The organism is Sulfurimonas sp. HSL1-2 (assembly GCF_039645565.1).
GTDB lineage: Bacteria > Campylobacterota > Campylobacteria > Campylobacterales > Sulfurimonadaceae > Thiomicrolovo > Thiomicrolovo zhangzhouensis.
This window is the reverse complement of the sequence record NZ_CP147914.1, coordinates 1,852,631-1,868,118: the sequence shown is the minus strand read 5'-3', so window position 1 is coordinate 1,868,118 and position 15,488 is coordinate 1,852,631. Positions and strand designations below refer to the sequence as shown.

The 15,488-nt window shown below is 60.5% G+C and carries 15 protein-coding genes; 9 read left to right on the top strand and 6 right to left on the bottom strand.

Annotated elements, in window-relative coordinates; genetic code table 11:
• The first annotated feature begins 160 nt into the window (after window positions 1-160).
• The 9 genes from WCX18_RS09590 to WCX18_RS09550 are packed head-to-tail and all read left to right on the top strand — an operon-like array spanning window position 161 to window position 8,091.
• Window positions 161-1,108: a MoxR family ATPase gene (locus WCX18_RS09590; protein ID WP_345987370.1), complete on the top strand. Its 948-nt coding sequence runs from the start codon at window positions 161-163 to the stop codon at window positions 1,106-1,108.
• A gap of 7 nt (window positions 1,109-1,115) precedes the next feature.
• Window positions 1,116-1,946: a DUF58 domain-containing protein gene (locus tag WCX18_RS09585; RefSeq protein ID WP_345987369.1), complete on the top strand. Its 831-nt coding sequence runs from the start codon at window positions 1,116-1,118 to the stop codon at window positions 1,944-1,946.
• On the top strand, window positions 1,946-2,344 hold the full coding sequence (locus tag WCX18_RS09580; RefSeq protein ID WP_345987368.1) for a hypothetical protein: 399 nt from the start codon (window positions 1,946-1,948) through the stop codon (window positions 2,342-2,344). The genes WCX18_RS09585 and WCX18_RS09580 overlap by 1 nt, the downstream gene beginning before the upstream one ends.
• Window positions 2,337-3,272, top strand: a complete 936-nt coding sequence (locus WCX18_RS09575) for a VWA domain-containing protein (RefSeq protein ID WP_345987367.1) — start codon at window positions 2,337-2,339, stop codon at window positions 3,270-3,272. The genes WCX18_RS09580 and WCX18_RS09575 overlap by 8 nt, the downstream gene beginning before the upstream one ends.
• Complete coding sequence (locus tag WCX18_RS09570; protein ID WP_345987366.1) at window positions 3,269-4,963, top strand: VWA domain-containing protein; 1,695 nt, start codon at window positions 3,269-3,271, stop codon at window positions 4,961-4,963. Before WCX18_RS09575 ends, WCX18_RS09570 begins: the two co-directional genes overlap by 4 nt.
• Window positions 4,947-6,041: a hypothetical protein gene (locus WCX18_RS09565; protein ID WP_345987365.1), complete on the top strand. Its 1,095-nt coding sequence runs from the start codon at window positions 4,947-4,949 to the stop codon at window positions 6,039-6,041. Before WCX18_RS09570 ends, WCX18_RS09565 begins: the two co-directional genes overlap by 17 nt.
• A gap of 56 nt (window positions 6,042-6,097) precedes the next feature.
• Window positions 6,098-6,559 carry an NfeD family protein gene (locus WCX18_RS09560; protein ID WP_345987364.1) on the top strand — a complete coding sequence of 154 codons (462 nt, stop codon included), beginning with the start codon at window positions 6,098-6,100 and terminating at the stop codon, window positions 6,557-6,559.
• Window positions 6,560-7,414, top strand: coding sequence for an SPFH domain-containing protein (locus WCX18_RS09555; protein ID WP_345987363.1), 855 nt, complete (start codon window positions 6,560-6,562; stop codon window positions 7,412-7,414).
• Window positions 7,415-7,443: 29 nt separating this feature from the next.
• Window positions 7,444-8,091: a hypothetical protein gene (locus tag WCX18_RS09550; RefSeq protein WP_345987362.1), complete on the top strand. Its 648-nt coding sequence runs from the start codon at window positions 7,444-7,446 to the stop codon at window positions 8,089-8,091.
• Window positions 8,092-8,124: 33 nt separating this feature from the next.
• Here the strand turns inward: WCX18_RS09550 and WCX18_RS09545 are convergent, their stop codons facing one another.
• The 6 genes from WCX18_RS09545 to WCX18_RS09520 all read right to left on the bottom strand — a co-directional run bounded on the left by WCX18_RS09545 (window position 8,125) and on the right by WCX18_RS09520 (window position 15,433).
• Complete coding sequence (locus tag WCX18_RS09545) at window positions 8,125-8,457, bottom strand: hypothetical protein (protein ID WP_345987361.1); 333 nt, start codon at window positions 8,455-8,457, stop codon at window positions 8,125-8,127.
• 134 nt (window positions 8,458-8,591) lie between these two features.
• Window positions 8,592-10,910, bottom strand: a complete 2,319-nt coding sequence (ggpS, locus tag WCX18_RS09540) for a glucosylglycerol-phosphate synthase (RefSeq protein ID WP_345987360.1) — start codon at window positions 10,908-10,910, stop codon at window positions 8,592-8,594.
• Window positions 10,911-10,940: 30 nt separating this feature from the next.
• The gene (locus tag WCX18_RS09535; RefSeq protein WP_345987359.1) at window positions 10,941-12,665 is read right to left on the bottom strand and encodes an alpha-glucosidase; all 1,725 of its coding nucleotides are present in this window, start codon (window positions 12,663-12,665) and stop codon (window positions 10,941-10,943) included.
• Between the two features lie 91 nt (window positions 12,666-12,756).
• Entirely contained in the window at window positions 12,757-14,007 is a 1,251-nt protein-coding gene (locus tag WCX18_RS09530; RefSeq protein ID WP_345987358.1) for an NAD(P)/FAD-dependent oxidoreductase, read from the bottom strand.
• Window positions 14,004-14,603, bottom strand: a complete 600-nt coding sequence (locus tag WCX18_RS09525; protein ID WP_345987357.1) for a hypothetical protein — start codon at window positions 14,601-14,603, stop codon at window positions 14,004-14,006. Before WCX18_RS09525 ends, WCX18_RS09530 begins: the two co-directional genes overlap by 4 nt.
• The gene (locus WCX18_RS09520; RefSeq protein WP_345987356.1) at window positions 14,603-15,433 is read right to left on the bottom strand and encodes a prephenate dehydrogenase; all 831 of its coding nucleotides are present in this window, start codon (window positions 15,431-15,433) and stop codon (window positions 14,603-14,605) included. The genes WCX18_RS09525 and WCX18_RS09520 overlap by 1 nt, the downstream gene beginning before the upstream one ends.
• Window positions 15,434-15,488: the final 55 nt, after the last annotated feature.

Here is a 15,488-nt window from a genome sequence, read left to right as displayed (position 1 = left end):
GAAAATGCAAAAAAACCGAAAAAAAGTGTGCCGCTGCATTCTCGGCGCCGTAATCGTTCCTTTTTTCATCCGCCATCCCGGCGGCTTCGGCATCGGGGCAGGGCAATCTATACCTTCAAAACGTTATAATGGCCGCTATTATCCTTAATGAAGGTGATTGATGTACTCCAAAATCGAAGCGATCAAGTCCGAGGTAGCCAAAGTCGTCGTCGGCCAGGACAAGATGATCGACGGTCTGCTTATCGGTCTGCTCTGCGAAGGGCACATTCTTATCGAAGGGATCCCCGGATTGGCGAAGACGACGACCGTCAAAGCCCTCTCCCAGAGCCTGGGGCTGCAGTTCAAGCGGGTGCAGTTCACCCCGGACCTGCTCCCCTCGGACATCCTCGGTGCCGAGATCTACGACCCGCAGCATAACGCGTTCAAGATCAAGCACGGCCCGGTCTTTACCAACCTGCTGCTGGCCGACGAGATCAACCGCGCCCCGGCGAAGGTGCAGTCGGCCCTGCTCGAAGTGATGCAGGAGCGGCAGGTGACAATAGGCGAGGAGAGCTTCAAACTCGCGCCCCCCTTCTTTGTCATGGCGACGCAGAACCCCGTGGAGCAGGAGGGGGTCTACCAGCTCCCCGAGGCGCAGCTGGACCGCTTCATGCTGAAACTGAAGGTAGGCTACAACACGAAAGAGGAGGAGCTCGAGATCGCCCGCCGGATTGCTGCGGGCGTTTCCGAGACGATTAATGCGGTCATCACGCATGAAGACCTGGAGGCCCTCAAAGCGGAGGTCAAAAAGGTGCATGTCGACGAAGAGGTCGAGCGCTACATGATCGAGCTGGTCAGCGCGACCCGCGACCCGAAGGCGTACGGTCTCGATGCCCTCGAAGCGCAGCTGCAGTTCGGCGCGAGCCCGCGGGTGAGCATCGATATGTTCAAAGCCGTCAAGGCGATGGCTTACCTGCGCGGCAAGGACTACGTCAGCCCGGTCGACGTTGCTTTCATCATCAAGGAACTGATGCGCCACCGTATCGTGCTGAGCTACGAGGCCGAGGCCGACGGCGTGACGGCGGACGAGATCATCGACAAGGTGATCGAAGCGGTCCCGCTGCCGTAGGAGTCTTATGGGAACGGTCCAGCGTATCCTCGTCAAGGCCCGGCGCCAGGTCTTCAGCGAGCTGATCGGCAACAACCCCTCCATCTTCCACGGGGAGGGGTATGACTTTATCGAGCTGCGCGAGTACATGCCCGGCGACGACATCCGCCATATCGACTGGAATATCACGGCGAAGATGCGCACCCCCTTCATCAAGATCTTCCGCGAAGAGCGGGAGCTCAGCGTCGTCGTCGCGATGATGCTCGGCGGCAGCGTCCATTTCGGGCAGCACCGTTTCAAGCAGGAGGTGATGGCCGAGATCGCCGCGACGGTGGGATATGCCGTGCAGTACAACAGCGACGCGCTGGGCTACATGCTCTTTGCGGACCGCCTCTACGAGGAAGGGCGCCCGACGAAGAACCGCTACGCCGTCTCCGAGCTGACGCAGAAGGTGGACGCCTTCGAGGCGGTCGGGAAAAAGAGCGATTACGACGCGATGGCGAAGACGCTCTACCAGCGTATCCGCCGCCGTTCGCTGCTCATTGTCGTCGGGGACTTCTTCGATCTTCCCCAGCTGCGGCTGCTGGCGAAGAAGCATGAGGTCGTCTGCATCATCGTCCGCGACCGTCTCGAGGAACATCCGCCGCCGTTCGGTTTCGCCTCACTGCGCGACCCCGAGAGCGGGATGCTGCTCGAGGGGGATTTCAATACCCGGACCGTCCATGATTACGAAACGAAGGTCCGCGCACACGACCATGCCCTGTACGAGCAGCTTCGCAAAGACGGCATCCGCTTTACGAAGATCTATACGGATGATCATATCGGCGTCAAACTCCGGCGCCTTTTCGAGGGGAGATAATGCGTTCAGACGATATCCCGCTGCATGACATCAAACCCCTGGTCGAGATCCATGACTATACGCCCTACTACCTGGCGGCCGCGGCAGCCGTTGTGCTCTTTTTTTTGCTGCTCGTCCTCTACCTGCTGATCCGCCGCTACTGCGAGGAGCGAAGGGAAAATACCCGGCGCGCCAGCCGCAAAGCCCTCGAGGCGGTCGATCTGGATGACGCGAAGCAGGCTGCGTATGCTATTTCCCGCCTCGGCCGCCGTTTCGCAGCGGACTCCCCGCGTCTGCAGGAGGCTTTCGAAAATCTCGAACGTCGCCTTGAGCCCTACAAGTTCCGCAAAACGGTGCCGCCCATCGACGAGGAGACCCGAGCGTATTTCAGGATCTATCTCGGGATGATCGATGTTTGAGGGGATCTTCTTCGAGTTCCCGAAAGTCATCTCTTTCCTCTTCATCTTTCTGGCCTGCGAGGCGCTCTGCCGCCTGCGCCACCAGGGTTTCTACTTCCCGCACCTCGCCGCTTTCGCCGCGGTCACGCTCAAACCCTCTTTCTGGCTCTGGCTGCTCAAGTGGGCTTCGATCCTGTTGCTGCTCGTCGCGTTGATGTCGCCGGTGAAAGAGCAGGTCTACCAGCCCGTCAGCGCCCCGGGGTACGCGATCAGCCTCGTGGTGGATGCCAGTGCCTCCATGCGCAACGGCGATTTCGACCCGGATGACCGGACGCGCAGCCGGTTCGAGGCGGTCCAGGAGATCCTGCAGGCGTTTGTGGCGCAGCGCAGCAGCGACAGCGTCGGCCTCGTCGTCTTCGGCACCCACACGTTCACAGCCGCACCGCCCACCTCCGACATGGGGATGCTCTCGAAGATCATCGGGCAGCTTTATGTCGGCATTGCCGGCAAATACACGGCCCTTTATGAGGCGATGGCCAGGGGGATCGTTTCGCTGCATGACGTGCAGAGCACTGAAAAGATCGTCGTCGTCCTGACCGACGGCCGGAACACGCCGGGGGCCCCGGTGGGAAGCGACGTCGTCGGGGGGGTGGCACTCAAAGACGGTGTACGCCTCTATGCCGTCGTTGTCGGGGACGCGCCCGAGGACGCGCCCGCCGCCCAGGAGTCAGTGCTGAAAACGCTGACAGCAGAGAGCGGCGGCGCCTATTTCACGGCCCGGAACACTACATCCCTGGCTGACGTCTACGCACAGATCGACGCCCTGGAGAAGTCGCCCCAGCGCCCGCCGGTTCTGATCGTCAAGGAGTACTACTACGTTTACCCGCTCTTTGCCGGCTTTATGACGCTGCTGCTCTACGTCTACCTGCGCAACCGGAGGCTGGGATGACCTTTCTCCACCCCGAGTTTTTCTACCTGATGCTGCCGCCGGTTCTGGTGCTCTTCTACTTTATTCTGACCCAGAAGGAGCCGGCGGCGGAGCTCTTTTCCGGCCCCGTTTTCGAACGGCTGCGGGTGAACGAAAAGCGCCTCAGCCTCCGGCAGCGCAACCTGATCTACCTGCTCATTTTCATCCTGCTGATCGCGGCGATGTCCCAGCCCGTCATTACCGAGGCGACGGCCGTCGTCAAGGCCCCGGACGAGGCGCTGACGGTTGCCGTCGACATCTCGGCCTCGATGCAGACGGAGGATGTCTACCCCTCCCGCGCCGCCGTCGCGAAAGCGAAACTGCTTGCGCTGGTCGCGCGGGCGAAGCGGGAACGCATCGGGGTACTCGCCTTCGGACGCGATGTTTATGCCGTGGTGCCGCCTACGGCGGACAGGACGGCGCTGACAGAGCTCTTGAATGATTTTACGCCTGATGCCTATGCCGAGAAGGGAACGGATATCATGGCGCTGCTGGCCGCGGCGAACGGGGTGATGGGGGAGCCGGGCCGCAAAAATCTGCTGCTGCTGACCGACGGGGGCGACAGGGGCGATTTCTCCGAGGCGGTCTCTTACGCCCAAGCGCAGAAGCTCCACATTTATATCCTCGGGATCGGCACGGTCGAAGGGGGCGTACTGAAACAGGATGGCAAACCCGTCATGCAGGGGGAGAAACCGGTCCGGACGGTGCTGAACCCTTCATTGCGCACCCTGGCCGAATCCACGGGCGGCCTCTATGTTGACATGACGGTGGGTTCCCGTGACGTCACGGCACTGCTTTCCGAGCTCCGCCGCCATGCCGGAGGGGGCGAGAGGGGTGTCAAGGAGATCCGCCTATACGGCCAGCTCTACATCCTGCCGCTGGGAGCGGCACTCTTTTTGCTGCTGTTGGCCAACGCCTCCATGAGCCGCCGCGAACGGGTGGCCGTCCCCCCCGCACTGCTGCTGGGCGTGCTGCTGTCCGGAAATGCCGCTGTGCTGCGGGCGGAGCCTTTTGATTACGAACTGCTTGAATCCGCGAAAGGGTATTATGAACAGGGGGACTATACACGGGCCGCCCGCGCCTTTTACCGCTACGGGGTGCATAACGGCAACGACCCGGCGGCGATGTACGACAGCGCACACGCCCTTTACCGTGCCGGAAAATACGACGCGGCGGCCGCGCTGTGGGAACGGATCCGCAGCAAGGAGCGGATGCTGCAGTTTTCGACGCTGCATAACCTGGGAAATGCCCGGGCGATGCTGGGGGGCAGGGAAAATCTCGAAGCCGCCATCAAGGTGTACCAGAAGGCGCTCTACCTCCAAAATGACTCGCAGACGCGGGAAAACATGGCCATTGTCCGCGGACGTCTGATGCGGCTGGTGCAGGCGGAGCGCCATCGTACGGCAGCGGCGGCGACGGGCACGGGCGGGGACCACAACGCTTCGGGGGCACCGTCGCCGACGAACGGTGCGCAGAACGCTTCCGCGCAGACGGAGACGCCCGAAGGGAATGAGGCGAGGCCTTCGGAAGCCTCCGGCAAAGCGAAAACGGCCGCGCTGAGTGATTACGAGGCGGCGATGTGGCGGCAGTCGCTGCAGCGGCAGAGCCGGACGCACCTCTACAAGATCACGCCGGAGCGCGCCGGGGGAGGCGACCATGTCGTTCCGTGGTAAGGCGCTTTGTCTACTGGTGGCCGTCAGTACGCTCTCGGGTTATGAGCTGACGGTCGAGAGCTCTTCACGCCAAGTCTTCCAGGGTGAACCGCTTCGGCTCGTCTACCGTTTTGCGCACGCCGCGTCGGACAAGGGGATCGATTTCCGTTTCGCGGCACCGGAACTGGCACATTTCCAGGTCCTGCAGAGTCACGCGGAAGAGCGGCACGAAGCGGGGGCGGAGGTGTGGGAGAAGAGCTACATCATCGTCCCGATGCAGGGCGGGGAGCTCTCGACCGGCACGGCGGCGATGAACGTCGCCGAACGCACCTACACGAAGGATGCGTGGGGGCAGTGGATGCCCTCGGTGGCATGGCAGCAGCACCTTTTCGAACCCATAACGCTTTTTGCCCACCCCGTCCCGGGCGGGGTTCAGGCAGTCGGCGCCTTCCGGCTGGAGGCCGTCATTGACCGCAATGCCACAGAGCGCGGTCAACCCGTGCACCTGACCCTGTCGCTCTCAGGGTGCGGCAATCTGGAAACGGCGGAACCGCTGCGGATGGCGATTGCCGGGGTCAGCGTTTTTGACGAGGGGCATACGGAGAACGCCGCATGGCGGGACGGCTGCTACAGCAATGAGGTGAACCGGACCTTTGCCCTGGTCGGCGAGCGGGATTTTACGGTCCCCTCGGTGAGCTTCCGCAGCTTCGACCCGGCGACGCAGCGCGTCGTCACGGCGTCGTCACTGCCGATCCCGGTCCATGTCCGCGCCGAGACTGAACCCAAAGTGAAGCGGACAAACACGAAGGAGGAGACGATGACGATCTGGAGTCTGGCGGCGGGGGTCGCCGCCGGTTTCGTGCTCGGCGTCGCAGCGACACTGCTTTTGATGCGGCGAAAAGAGAAAGAGACGCGGGTCCGAGTCGATTCGCTTCGCGCGGCGCTGGTCGCACTTTTCGGGCATCTGGACGATCCCGAGGCGAAAAAGAGCGCGGAAGCGGTGGAAAAGCATCTCTACGAAGGGGCGGATGCGCCCGACGATAAAGAAATCGCCACGCTGCTCGGCCGGTTAAAGCGGGGGGAACAGAGAGCACATTGATGACAGCGCCCTACGGGTTTATTCGCTATACTTGTGTGAAGACGGAGGAGTGACGTATGCTTGACTGGTTGAATGCAAATGTACTGTGGTGGCACTGGGTTATCCTGGGGATGGTGCTGATAGGCCTGGAAACGATGGCCCTCACTTTCCTGCTGCTGGGAATAGGCGTCGCCGCGATCCTGACGGGGACGCTGGCCTATCTCTTTGATCTCTCCTTCTCTGCCGAGCTGCTGATCTGGTCGATCCTTTCGACACTTTTTATCGTGGGGTGGTGGCGTTTTATCCGCCAGAAGACCGTGACGCAGAGCGGACAGGCCTCCTACAGGGTCGACACGAAGGGGACCGTCACCGAGGGGATCGAACCGCCCCAGAGGGGTAAAGTGCTCTTCGACATTCCCGTACTGGGCAACCGCGAATGGCCTGCCTTCGCCGACGAACCGCTTAGCGTCGGGACGAAGGTGCAGATTGTCGACGTCAGCGGCCAGCTGATCAAAGTGACCCCCCTGAAGGAGGATTGAATGGTATCACTCTACATTATCGGCGTCTTCGCCGTCGTCATCATCGTTACCCTTTACAAAGGGATAAAGGTCGTCCCGCAGGGCGAGGAGTGGGTCATCGAGCGGCTGGGCAAGTTCTACCGGACCCTTTCCCCGGGGCTCAATCTCATCATCCCCTACATCGACAGCGTGCGTGAGCGGATGACGACGCGGGATATCATCCTTGATGTGCCTCAGCAGGAAGTCATCACGATGGACAACGCCGTCATCCTCACCAACGCCATCGCCTTTATCCGTGTCACGCGCCCTTCTGATGCCGTTTACGGGGTCGAGGACTTCCGTATGGCCATCATCAACCTCGTCATGACGACGCTTCGTTCCATTATCGGGGAGATGAAGCTGGACGAAGCGCTCTCCAACCGCGACATGATCAAGGCGCGTCTTAAAGAGCAGATCATCGACGACGTCGCGGACTGGGGCGTGACGGTCAAGTCCGTCGAGATCCAGGATATCAGCCCAAGCCCCTCCATGCAAAAAGCGATGGAACAGCAGGCCGCTGCCGAACGCGAACGCCGTGCCGTCGTGACGATGGCGGATGGGAACAAGAATGCGGCCATCCTGGAAGCCGAAGGGAAACTCGAGGCCGCCAAGCTCGAAGCACAGGCCCAGGTGGCGCTGGCCACGGCTTCCGCCGAAGCGATCGCCCGTATTTCCGAATCCATCCAGGAGCGCGAACTGCCCGCCATGTTCCTCCTCGGCGACCGCTACATCGCCGCGCTGGAGAAACTGAGCGAAAGCGAAAACGGCAAGTTCGTCGTCTACCCGGCGGACGTGCAGCAGGCGATCAAGGGGATGCTCGGCAGCGTATTCAAATAGCGCCGTCGGGTAAAGAAGAAGGAGCTTCCATGAAAGTTGTCATGCATACGGCAGCGCTGCTCTTGTCAAGTGTTTTGCTCCAGGCGGGGGAGGTCGGTGCCATGAACACCTTTGTCGCCAATACCCCGGCCGTTGCCGATGAGGTCAATGCCAATTTCAGCGAGCATACGACGCAGATCAACGACAACAACGGCCGCATCTCGGTGAACAGCGCCGCCATCGCGGCGACCGGCCTGCTGGGATGGAGCACCCTGGCCGTTCCCCGGACGACATCGCCTCTGACGGGGACGTTTGTCGGGGAGTTCGTCAAAATAGGCGATATGGGAAGCTATGTCAAACAGCAGGACGCCTCGGTGTTGGAGATTCAGTACAACGGCCGTATCTGCGTCGGGGTCATTGCCGATGATCAGGTTGTTTTCGAACTGAGGGTCGACGACACGCCTTCGTCGGGAGGACCTGCCCGTACGATGCTGCAGTACGGTGAAGAGGGGTGTCTTCCCTCGCATCCGGCGACGATCACGGGGATCTTCGACGGACTCTCGGCCGGCAACCATACCGTCAGTATGTGGGTCAGGGCCGAGTCATCCGGGATGGCCGTCGGATCGACGAATGCACTTTACAACCCTGCCGACAGCAGTGCGGATCACCTCGTCATCAAAGAGTTCGGTACGCCGTAAGGCGGCCTTTTCCGAAATGCCCTGCCTATCCGCTTATACGTCAAAATAGGTTTCGAGTTCGACATTGGCCATGCAACCGGTGTCGATGTCCCTTAAACGCCTGAACAGCTCCCGAAACAGTACATGGTGCTCTTCGCCGGAGGACATCACGAACGAAAACTGCAGATTCCGGTACCGGTCCAGCTCTTCGTCGATGTGTTCGTCGGAGACGCGCTGCTCGATACTAAGAGGTTCCACATCCGCAATATCGCTGATAGTACGGATATACTGTTCGACGACCCACCGGGCCTCACCATTGATACGAGTCTCCATAATTCCGCCGAGATCGTAGACGTCGATGGTGAAGGAGCCGAGATATCTTTTCATTACACTCACCCATTTCCGCTTATGCTATATGCCAAAAAAGATTGCATCTTTCTGTCCAGCTTACGAATATGTTTTGCCCCGATACCCGTCGGCCGGCCCCCGGCAAACGATCAGGGGGCCGTCGTCCGGAAGGCTCAGTCCGTCTCCGTGACGCTGGAGAGGAAATCCTGCCCCCAGGCGTTGACGTCGTAGCGGTGGATGATGTTTGACATCCGCTGCAGGCGGGAGATCCTTTCGTTTTCCGGGGCGTGGAGTGCCTGGGCGAGGGTGTCGCTCATCTCCACGGGGTCGTAGGGGTTGGCCAGGAAGGCACCGTGCAGCTCCACCGCCGCCCCGGCGAACTCGGAGAGGACCAGGGCCCCTTTGCCGCCGATGGCGTGCTGGGCCGCCACATACTCTTTGGAGACCAGGTTCAGCCCGTCGCGCAGCGGCGTCACCCAGCCGATATCCGCGGCACAGTTGTAGGCGACGACGTCCTCGAAGGGGATGACCCGGCTGACATAGTTGATCGGGGTCCACTTGTAGGTGCCGAAACGGCCGTTGATGAGCCCGACGTGGTAGGCGATATCCTGGGTAATCTCGTCGTAGATCGCCATTCCCTTCGCCGGCGGGGTACAGACCATGAAGAGATTGATCTTCCCGCGCATTTCGGGGTGGGTTTCCAGGAAGTGTTCGTAGGCCTTGAGTTTGTCGACAGGCCCCTTGGTGTAGTCCGTGCGTTCGATGGAGACGATGAGTTTGTTGTCGCCGATCTCGTCGCGGATCTTTCGGTAGAGGGAGTGGACATCGTCGCTTGCCGTGAGCTGTTCGATATAGTCGCAGTTGATGCCGACGGGGTGCGCGCCGAGGCGGACGGTATTGAGCTCGGTCGTAAAGGAGTCGGCGTAGTCGTCCACTCCCATGGCACAGCCGTAGGTTTTGAACAGCGGTGCGGCACTTTTGCGGGAGTTGACTTCGATCTGGGTGTTGGAGCGGACGGTATTGACGAAGTTGTCGATGTACTGGGGGATGTGGAAACCGATATAGTCGCACTGCAGGAGCGAGTTGATGATGTCGCGACGCCAGGGGAACATGTTAAAGATGTCCGCCGCCGGGAACGGGGTGTGGTGGTAAAAGGCGATTTTGACATCGGGGCGGAGCTGCCGCAGGTAGCCCGGCACCATCCAGAGGTTGTAGTCGTGGATCCAGACGACGGCCCCCTCGGCCGCTTCGGCTGCCGTGTTCTCCGCGAAGATACGGTTCACTTCGCAAAAATGCTTCCAGTGCGCGTGGTTGAAGACCGCTTTTTCATGGAACGAGTGTAATAGAAGCCACAGGGCCTCCTTGGAGAAGACCTCGTAAAAAATCTTGACGTCGTGCGCGGTCAGCGGCACGCGGCAGACCCGAAGGTGCGCGTACCGCTCCCTGTCCACCTCGACATACTTCTCAAACCCCTCCGGTGTGCGGCTCTCCGTTTTGGACCAGGCGACCCATGAGCCCTTGACGCCGTCGGCGAAGAAGCCCAGCAGGGTCGGCAGAATACCGTTGGGGCTGGTGTGTTTTTTGCGGACGACCCGCCCGTTCTCTACCACTTCCAGGAAGGGCTGGCGGTGGTAGACCATCACGAGATCGGCGTCACCGTATGCCGGGACAGGGGCCTCGGGCACCTCTTCCGCCTCGGCAATGCCGAAATGCTGCATCGCTTCGAGGATACCGTGGGTGCCCGGGGCCTTGGAGAAGTAGGCGTGTTCGATCTGGCTGGCCGCCTCTTTGAGCGGGGTTTCGGCGTTGTTCAATACGACGCCTTTGAAACCGTGCTGGTACATGCTCAGATCGTTGAGGGTATCCCCGGCGACGATCACGCGCTCTTTGGGGACGCCCAGGTGCTGCACCAGCGCTTCGAGGGTGGAGCCTTTGCTGGTGCCTTTTGGCAGGATGTCCAGGTAGATCTCGTTGGAGTGCAGGACGTCGCACTCGCGGGTGGCGAGCTCGTCGACCAGCTCCCGGGGGATGGTGCTGCTCGTGACGTAGTAGGAGAGGCGGCGCTCCTGGGGCTGGTCCTGGCGCTCCAGCGTCTCGAGCCGGTCGCGCAGATCCGCGATGGAATCGAGGGTCTTGTACCACCGGTTCGAGATGTTGTTCTGCAGCGGCTGTATAGGTTCCAGGCTCGCACCGTCAAGTACGGATGCACCGACGTCTCCGATGATGTAGTGGGGGGTGGGGATGGACATGTCATCGAGCAGCGGCAGGATCAGTTCGATATTCCTTCCGGAGTTGAAAACCAGGATGATGTTCGGATGGTCGTGCAAGTAGCGGTATAGCGGATCGTCTTCTCTGTTGACGCTTTCTAAAAAGGTCCCGTCGAGATCCGTGGCCAGAATGTGGATGTCTTCTGTGATAACAATAGAGATGTGACTACCCTCCTGTAATAGTGTAGAGTGGTATGTAAAAAACCAGAATAATTGAATATGCAAGTTCAGTACGAACGGTGTAAGTGGCTTCCTTTACACCATAGCTGAAAAGGATGAACAGTTGGACACAGGGCCAAGCTCTTCGATCTCTGCGATCAGGATACCGAAGGGGGCGAGCGTGTAGGGCCCCGCCGTCAGCGGCACGCCGTTTTGCATGCCGTCGAAAAGGAGACGGCCCTGCGCTTCAAGGGAGAAGCACGCTTCCTCCGGTGAAAAACTGATAATGACCAGGCAACGCTGCGCGGGGGTTTCACGCAGGAAAACGAGGCATTTTTCATTTGTAGGGTCGAGGTCCGCAAAAGTACCTGTCTGCAGCGCCCTGTTGGTACTGCGAATATGGATCAGCTTTTGGTAGAAATGTAAAAGCGACGCGGCGTCGGCGGTCTGGTCGGCCACGTTGACGCCTGCGAGGTAGTTGCCATGTACCGGAAGCCAGGTCCTCACGCCGGCCGGAGCGAAGCCGGCGTTGGGGGAACGGTCCCACTGCATCGGGGTCCGGCAGCGGTCCCGGGAGAACGTGCCGAGTTCCTTGAGGATATAATCTTCGCCGACACCGTCCTCTTGTCGCAGGCGACGGTAGACATGGCCGACGTGATCGCGCAGCTCGTCGAGGCTTTCAATCGTATAGTCCCGCATACCTATCTCTTCGCCGTAGTAGAGGAAAGGGATGCCTTCAAGGAAGAGAGTCACGGCAATGGCGCTGCGGCATCGGCGGAGGTCGTCCGGGGCGAAATGCTCCGCCATTCTCGATTGGTCATGGTTGTTCAGGGTATTGCCGATACGGCTGCCCTGCGGTGCTTTGCCGCCCCAGTGCATCAAGAGTTTTCTGACGATATCCGGACTCAGGTTCTGCTGGTAAAGGAGATCGAAATCGAAGATGCTGTGCAGCCTGTCGTCTCCTTTGCCCAGGAAGCGAAGGTCGGAGGTCTCGCCGACGAGAAAACGTTCTTCGTATTCGTCGACGAGACGGCGCAACTCTTCGATCAGCTCAAAATTTTCCGTGTGATTGCGCTGGTATTTGAAGAGGTCGGCGAGGATCGCATCGTAGGAGAGGGTCGACCCGTCAATGCCGTGCAGCCAGTTGCTGCGAAGGGCATCGACGGCACTGTAGTGGCTGGTGTGAGGCGTGAAATCCTTCTCTTCGAAAAGCGTGCTGATGGCGTCCAGGCGGAAACCGTCGACGCCCTTATCCAGCCAGAAACGGGCTGCGCCGAACATGGCGCGTTTGACTTCGGGGTTGCGCCAGTTCAGGTCGGGCTGTTCTTTGAGGAAGTAGTGGTAGTACCACTGCCCTGTCGCGTTGTCATACTCCCATGCACTGCCGCCGAACTCTGACTGCCAGTTGTTGGGTGGAGTACCCTCCTTGCCGTCGCGCCAGATGTACCAGTCGCGTTTCGGGTTGTCGCGGCTTGAGCGCGACTCCAAAAACCATGGATGTTTCTCGGACGTGTGGTTGAGGACCAGGTCGAGGATGAGCTTCATCCCCCGCTGATGGACGGCATCGAGAAGGCGGTCGAAGTCGTCCATTGTTCCGTACGCGGGCTCGACCGCCGTAAAATCTGCAATATCGTAACCGACGTCAATCTGCGGGGAGGGGTAGTGTGGCGAGAGCCAGATCGCACCGATGCCCAGCCACTGCAGGTAGTCGAGTTTCGCGATGATACCGGGGAGGTCGCCGATCCCGTCGCCGTTACTGTCGGCGAAACTGCGGGGGTAGACCTGGTAAAAAACGGCGCGCTCCCACCACTTCGATGCCATTCTTGACGATCCTTCTACGGACTGATTTATCTTCAAGTGTACACAAAAAGAAAAAAGCGTCTCCTAAAAGTGGCGGTGACGCAGGGGGTGGCTATGCCGTTGCCGGCGTGTCGCCGAGATGCCCGGCGAGGTAGCCGCTGGCGAAGGACCACTGCAGATTGTAGCCGCCGCAGGGGCCGTCAAGGTTCATCAGCTCCCCGCAGAAGTAGAGTCCATTGAGCAGCCTGCTCTCCATCGTTTCGGGGCGGATCTCCTTGAGCGACACGCCGCCGCGGGTGATCATCGCCATCTTGAAACCGTCGTGGCCGGTGACGGTGAGCGGGGTCCAGGCGAGCAGCCGGATGAGGTCGTTGCGGACCTTACCGTCGAGCTTGCCGAAACGCGCCTGCGGGTCGGCGTGGGCGAGGGCACAGAGCTGCAGCGAGAGGGCTTCGGGCAGCAGCGTCATGACAAGGTCTATCGTCACTGCGTCGGGATGGGTGCCCTGGTACGCCTTGAAGTGTTTGAGGAGGTCGTCCTCGCTCATCCCCTTCGTCATGTTGATCAGCAGCGGCACCTCGCCGTAGGTCTCCAGCAGCGGGGTGACGTCGCGGGCGAAGTCCAGGACGGCGGGGCCCCGGATGCCGCTCTTGGTGAAGATGAGGTCCCCGGTCGCACGCAGTTTCTTCGCCTTTTTCAGGTCGACCCTGATGGTGACCTTTGGGATCGTATCGGCGCGGCAGTGCTCTACCCAGCTCTCCTTGGTCTTGAGCGGCATCATGGCGGGGTAGAGCGCGGTGACAGTGTGGCCCGCCTGCTCGGAGAGGGCGTAGCCGTCCCCTTCGGCACCGAGCTGCGGGTATCCGAGCCCCCCCGTGGCAAGAACGACATGGGGGGCGGTGAAGGTGTCTGTTTCCGTCGTCACCCCGGTAACACGCTCGCCGTTATGCTCGACGGTGACGACCTTCTGCTTGCAGCGTACCTCGACACCGAGGCGTTCGAGCTCCTTTTCAAGTGCGGAGAGGATCGTCTCCGCACTGTGGGTGACGGGAAAGACCCGGTAGCCGTCGGGAGCGTGGGTCTCGACGCCGATCTCATTGAAAAAAGCGATCAGGGCTTTGTGGTCAAAGGCGTCCAGTGCCGGGGTCATGAAGCGGCCGTCGCGGCCGAAACGGGCCATAAATGCGGCATTGTCGAGGGTGTTGGTGAGGTTACAGCGGCCGCCGCCGGTCGCTTTGAGCTTGGCACCGGGTTTGGAGAGCTTTTCAAGCAGCAGCACCCTTCTGCCACGGCGGGCCGCGACGATGGCGGCCATCATGCCTGCGGCGCCGCTGCCGGCGACGATGACGTCGAAGGCGTTCATTCGACCTTTTCGGATTCCAGCTGCATCCGGGCGTACCAGCGGTGCATGGCGGGGGCGATTGTCTCCAGGTACTCCCAGAGGTGTGCAGGCGTATCGGCCTGCATCGTCAGACCGTAGGAAACCTCGCTGAAGAGCAGTGGGTCGTAATCGGTGGCGGCGGAGCGTGCCTGTGCCAAAACCTGTTGCGGGTTGAAAGCAGCGGCGAAGTTCGTATCGAACTGCAAGAACGTGTGCACCTCGGCCGTGGCGACGAGCAGGCCGTATTGGGTCATGGCGAGGAGGTCGTGGCAGTCGCTGTACTGTTTGTCGTTATGCAGGTCGTAGCTGGCGGTAAAGATGTGGCGGTCGGAGCCGTTGAGGCGGAACTGCACGATACAGAGTGCGAGGGTATGCCCCTTGTAGTCGACGTTGAAGATGGAGGGTTTGAACTCGCAGGTGACGGCGTTGTCCTCGAGCAGTCTGCTGTTGCTGTCCGCTACCTTGACGGCGACGAAGGGGATACCCTGCTGGGTCCCGAGCGGTACGGCCTGCACATAGGAGAGGTTGGCAATGAGATCCTGCAGGTTCTGCGGGAGGATCGTATTCGTTTCAGTCATCAGATGATCTCGTGCAGCTTCTTACCTGTTTCGAGGCGCTTGTGGACTTCGTCCCACGCCTCCTCTTTAATCGCCTTTTTCATGGCGCTGAGCTCATCCTCGAAGAGGTTGATTGCCTCGAGGAGGTGTTCTTTGTTCTGGCGGAAGATATCCTCCCACATGTTGGGCGAGCTCTTTGCCAGGCGGCTCATGGAGCGGAAACCCCCGGCAGCCAGGGCGAGGATGTTGTATTTGTCCTCCTGGTTGAGCACCGTGTTGGCCAGGGAGTAGGAGATGGCGTGGGGCATGTGGCTGATGAATGCGGCGTGGCGGTCGTGATCGTGGGCGCGCATGTAGTGCAGCCGCATGTGCAGTCCGGAGAAGAGGCGCACGGCCGTCTCCTGCTGGCGCGTTCCGGACTCGTCCATGTCGCACAGGACGACGACTTTGTCCTTGTAAAGTCCCGTGATGGCCGCCTGGGGGCCGAAGTTTTCGGTACCGGTCATCGGGTGCGCGGCGACGACGTTGCGGCGGATAGGCTCCGGGATGCTTTCGACGATACGCGCCTTGGTACTGCCGAGGTCGATGACGGTCGCGTCCGCCTTGATACGGCCGGGCATCTGCTGCAGAATGGCCATGATGCCGTCGACAGGGACGGAGAGGAAGATGGTATCGCACTGTAAGAGGGTGTCGAAATCGACGACCTTGTCAACGAGTCCCATCGCTAATGCCGTGTCGCAGTGGGAGGCGTTGTGGTCGTGTCCGATCACCTCATTGACGAAAGGCAGCTGCCGCAGGTCCATTCCCAGCGAGCCGCCCATCAGTCCCAGTCCGATAATTCCCAATGTCATTACGCCTCCTTAATGTCGCGCTAATTGTAGCGCCCGCAGGATTAGAGGGGCCTTT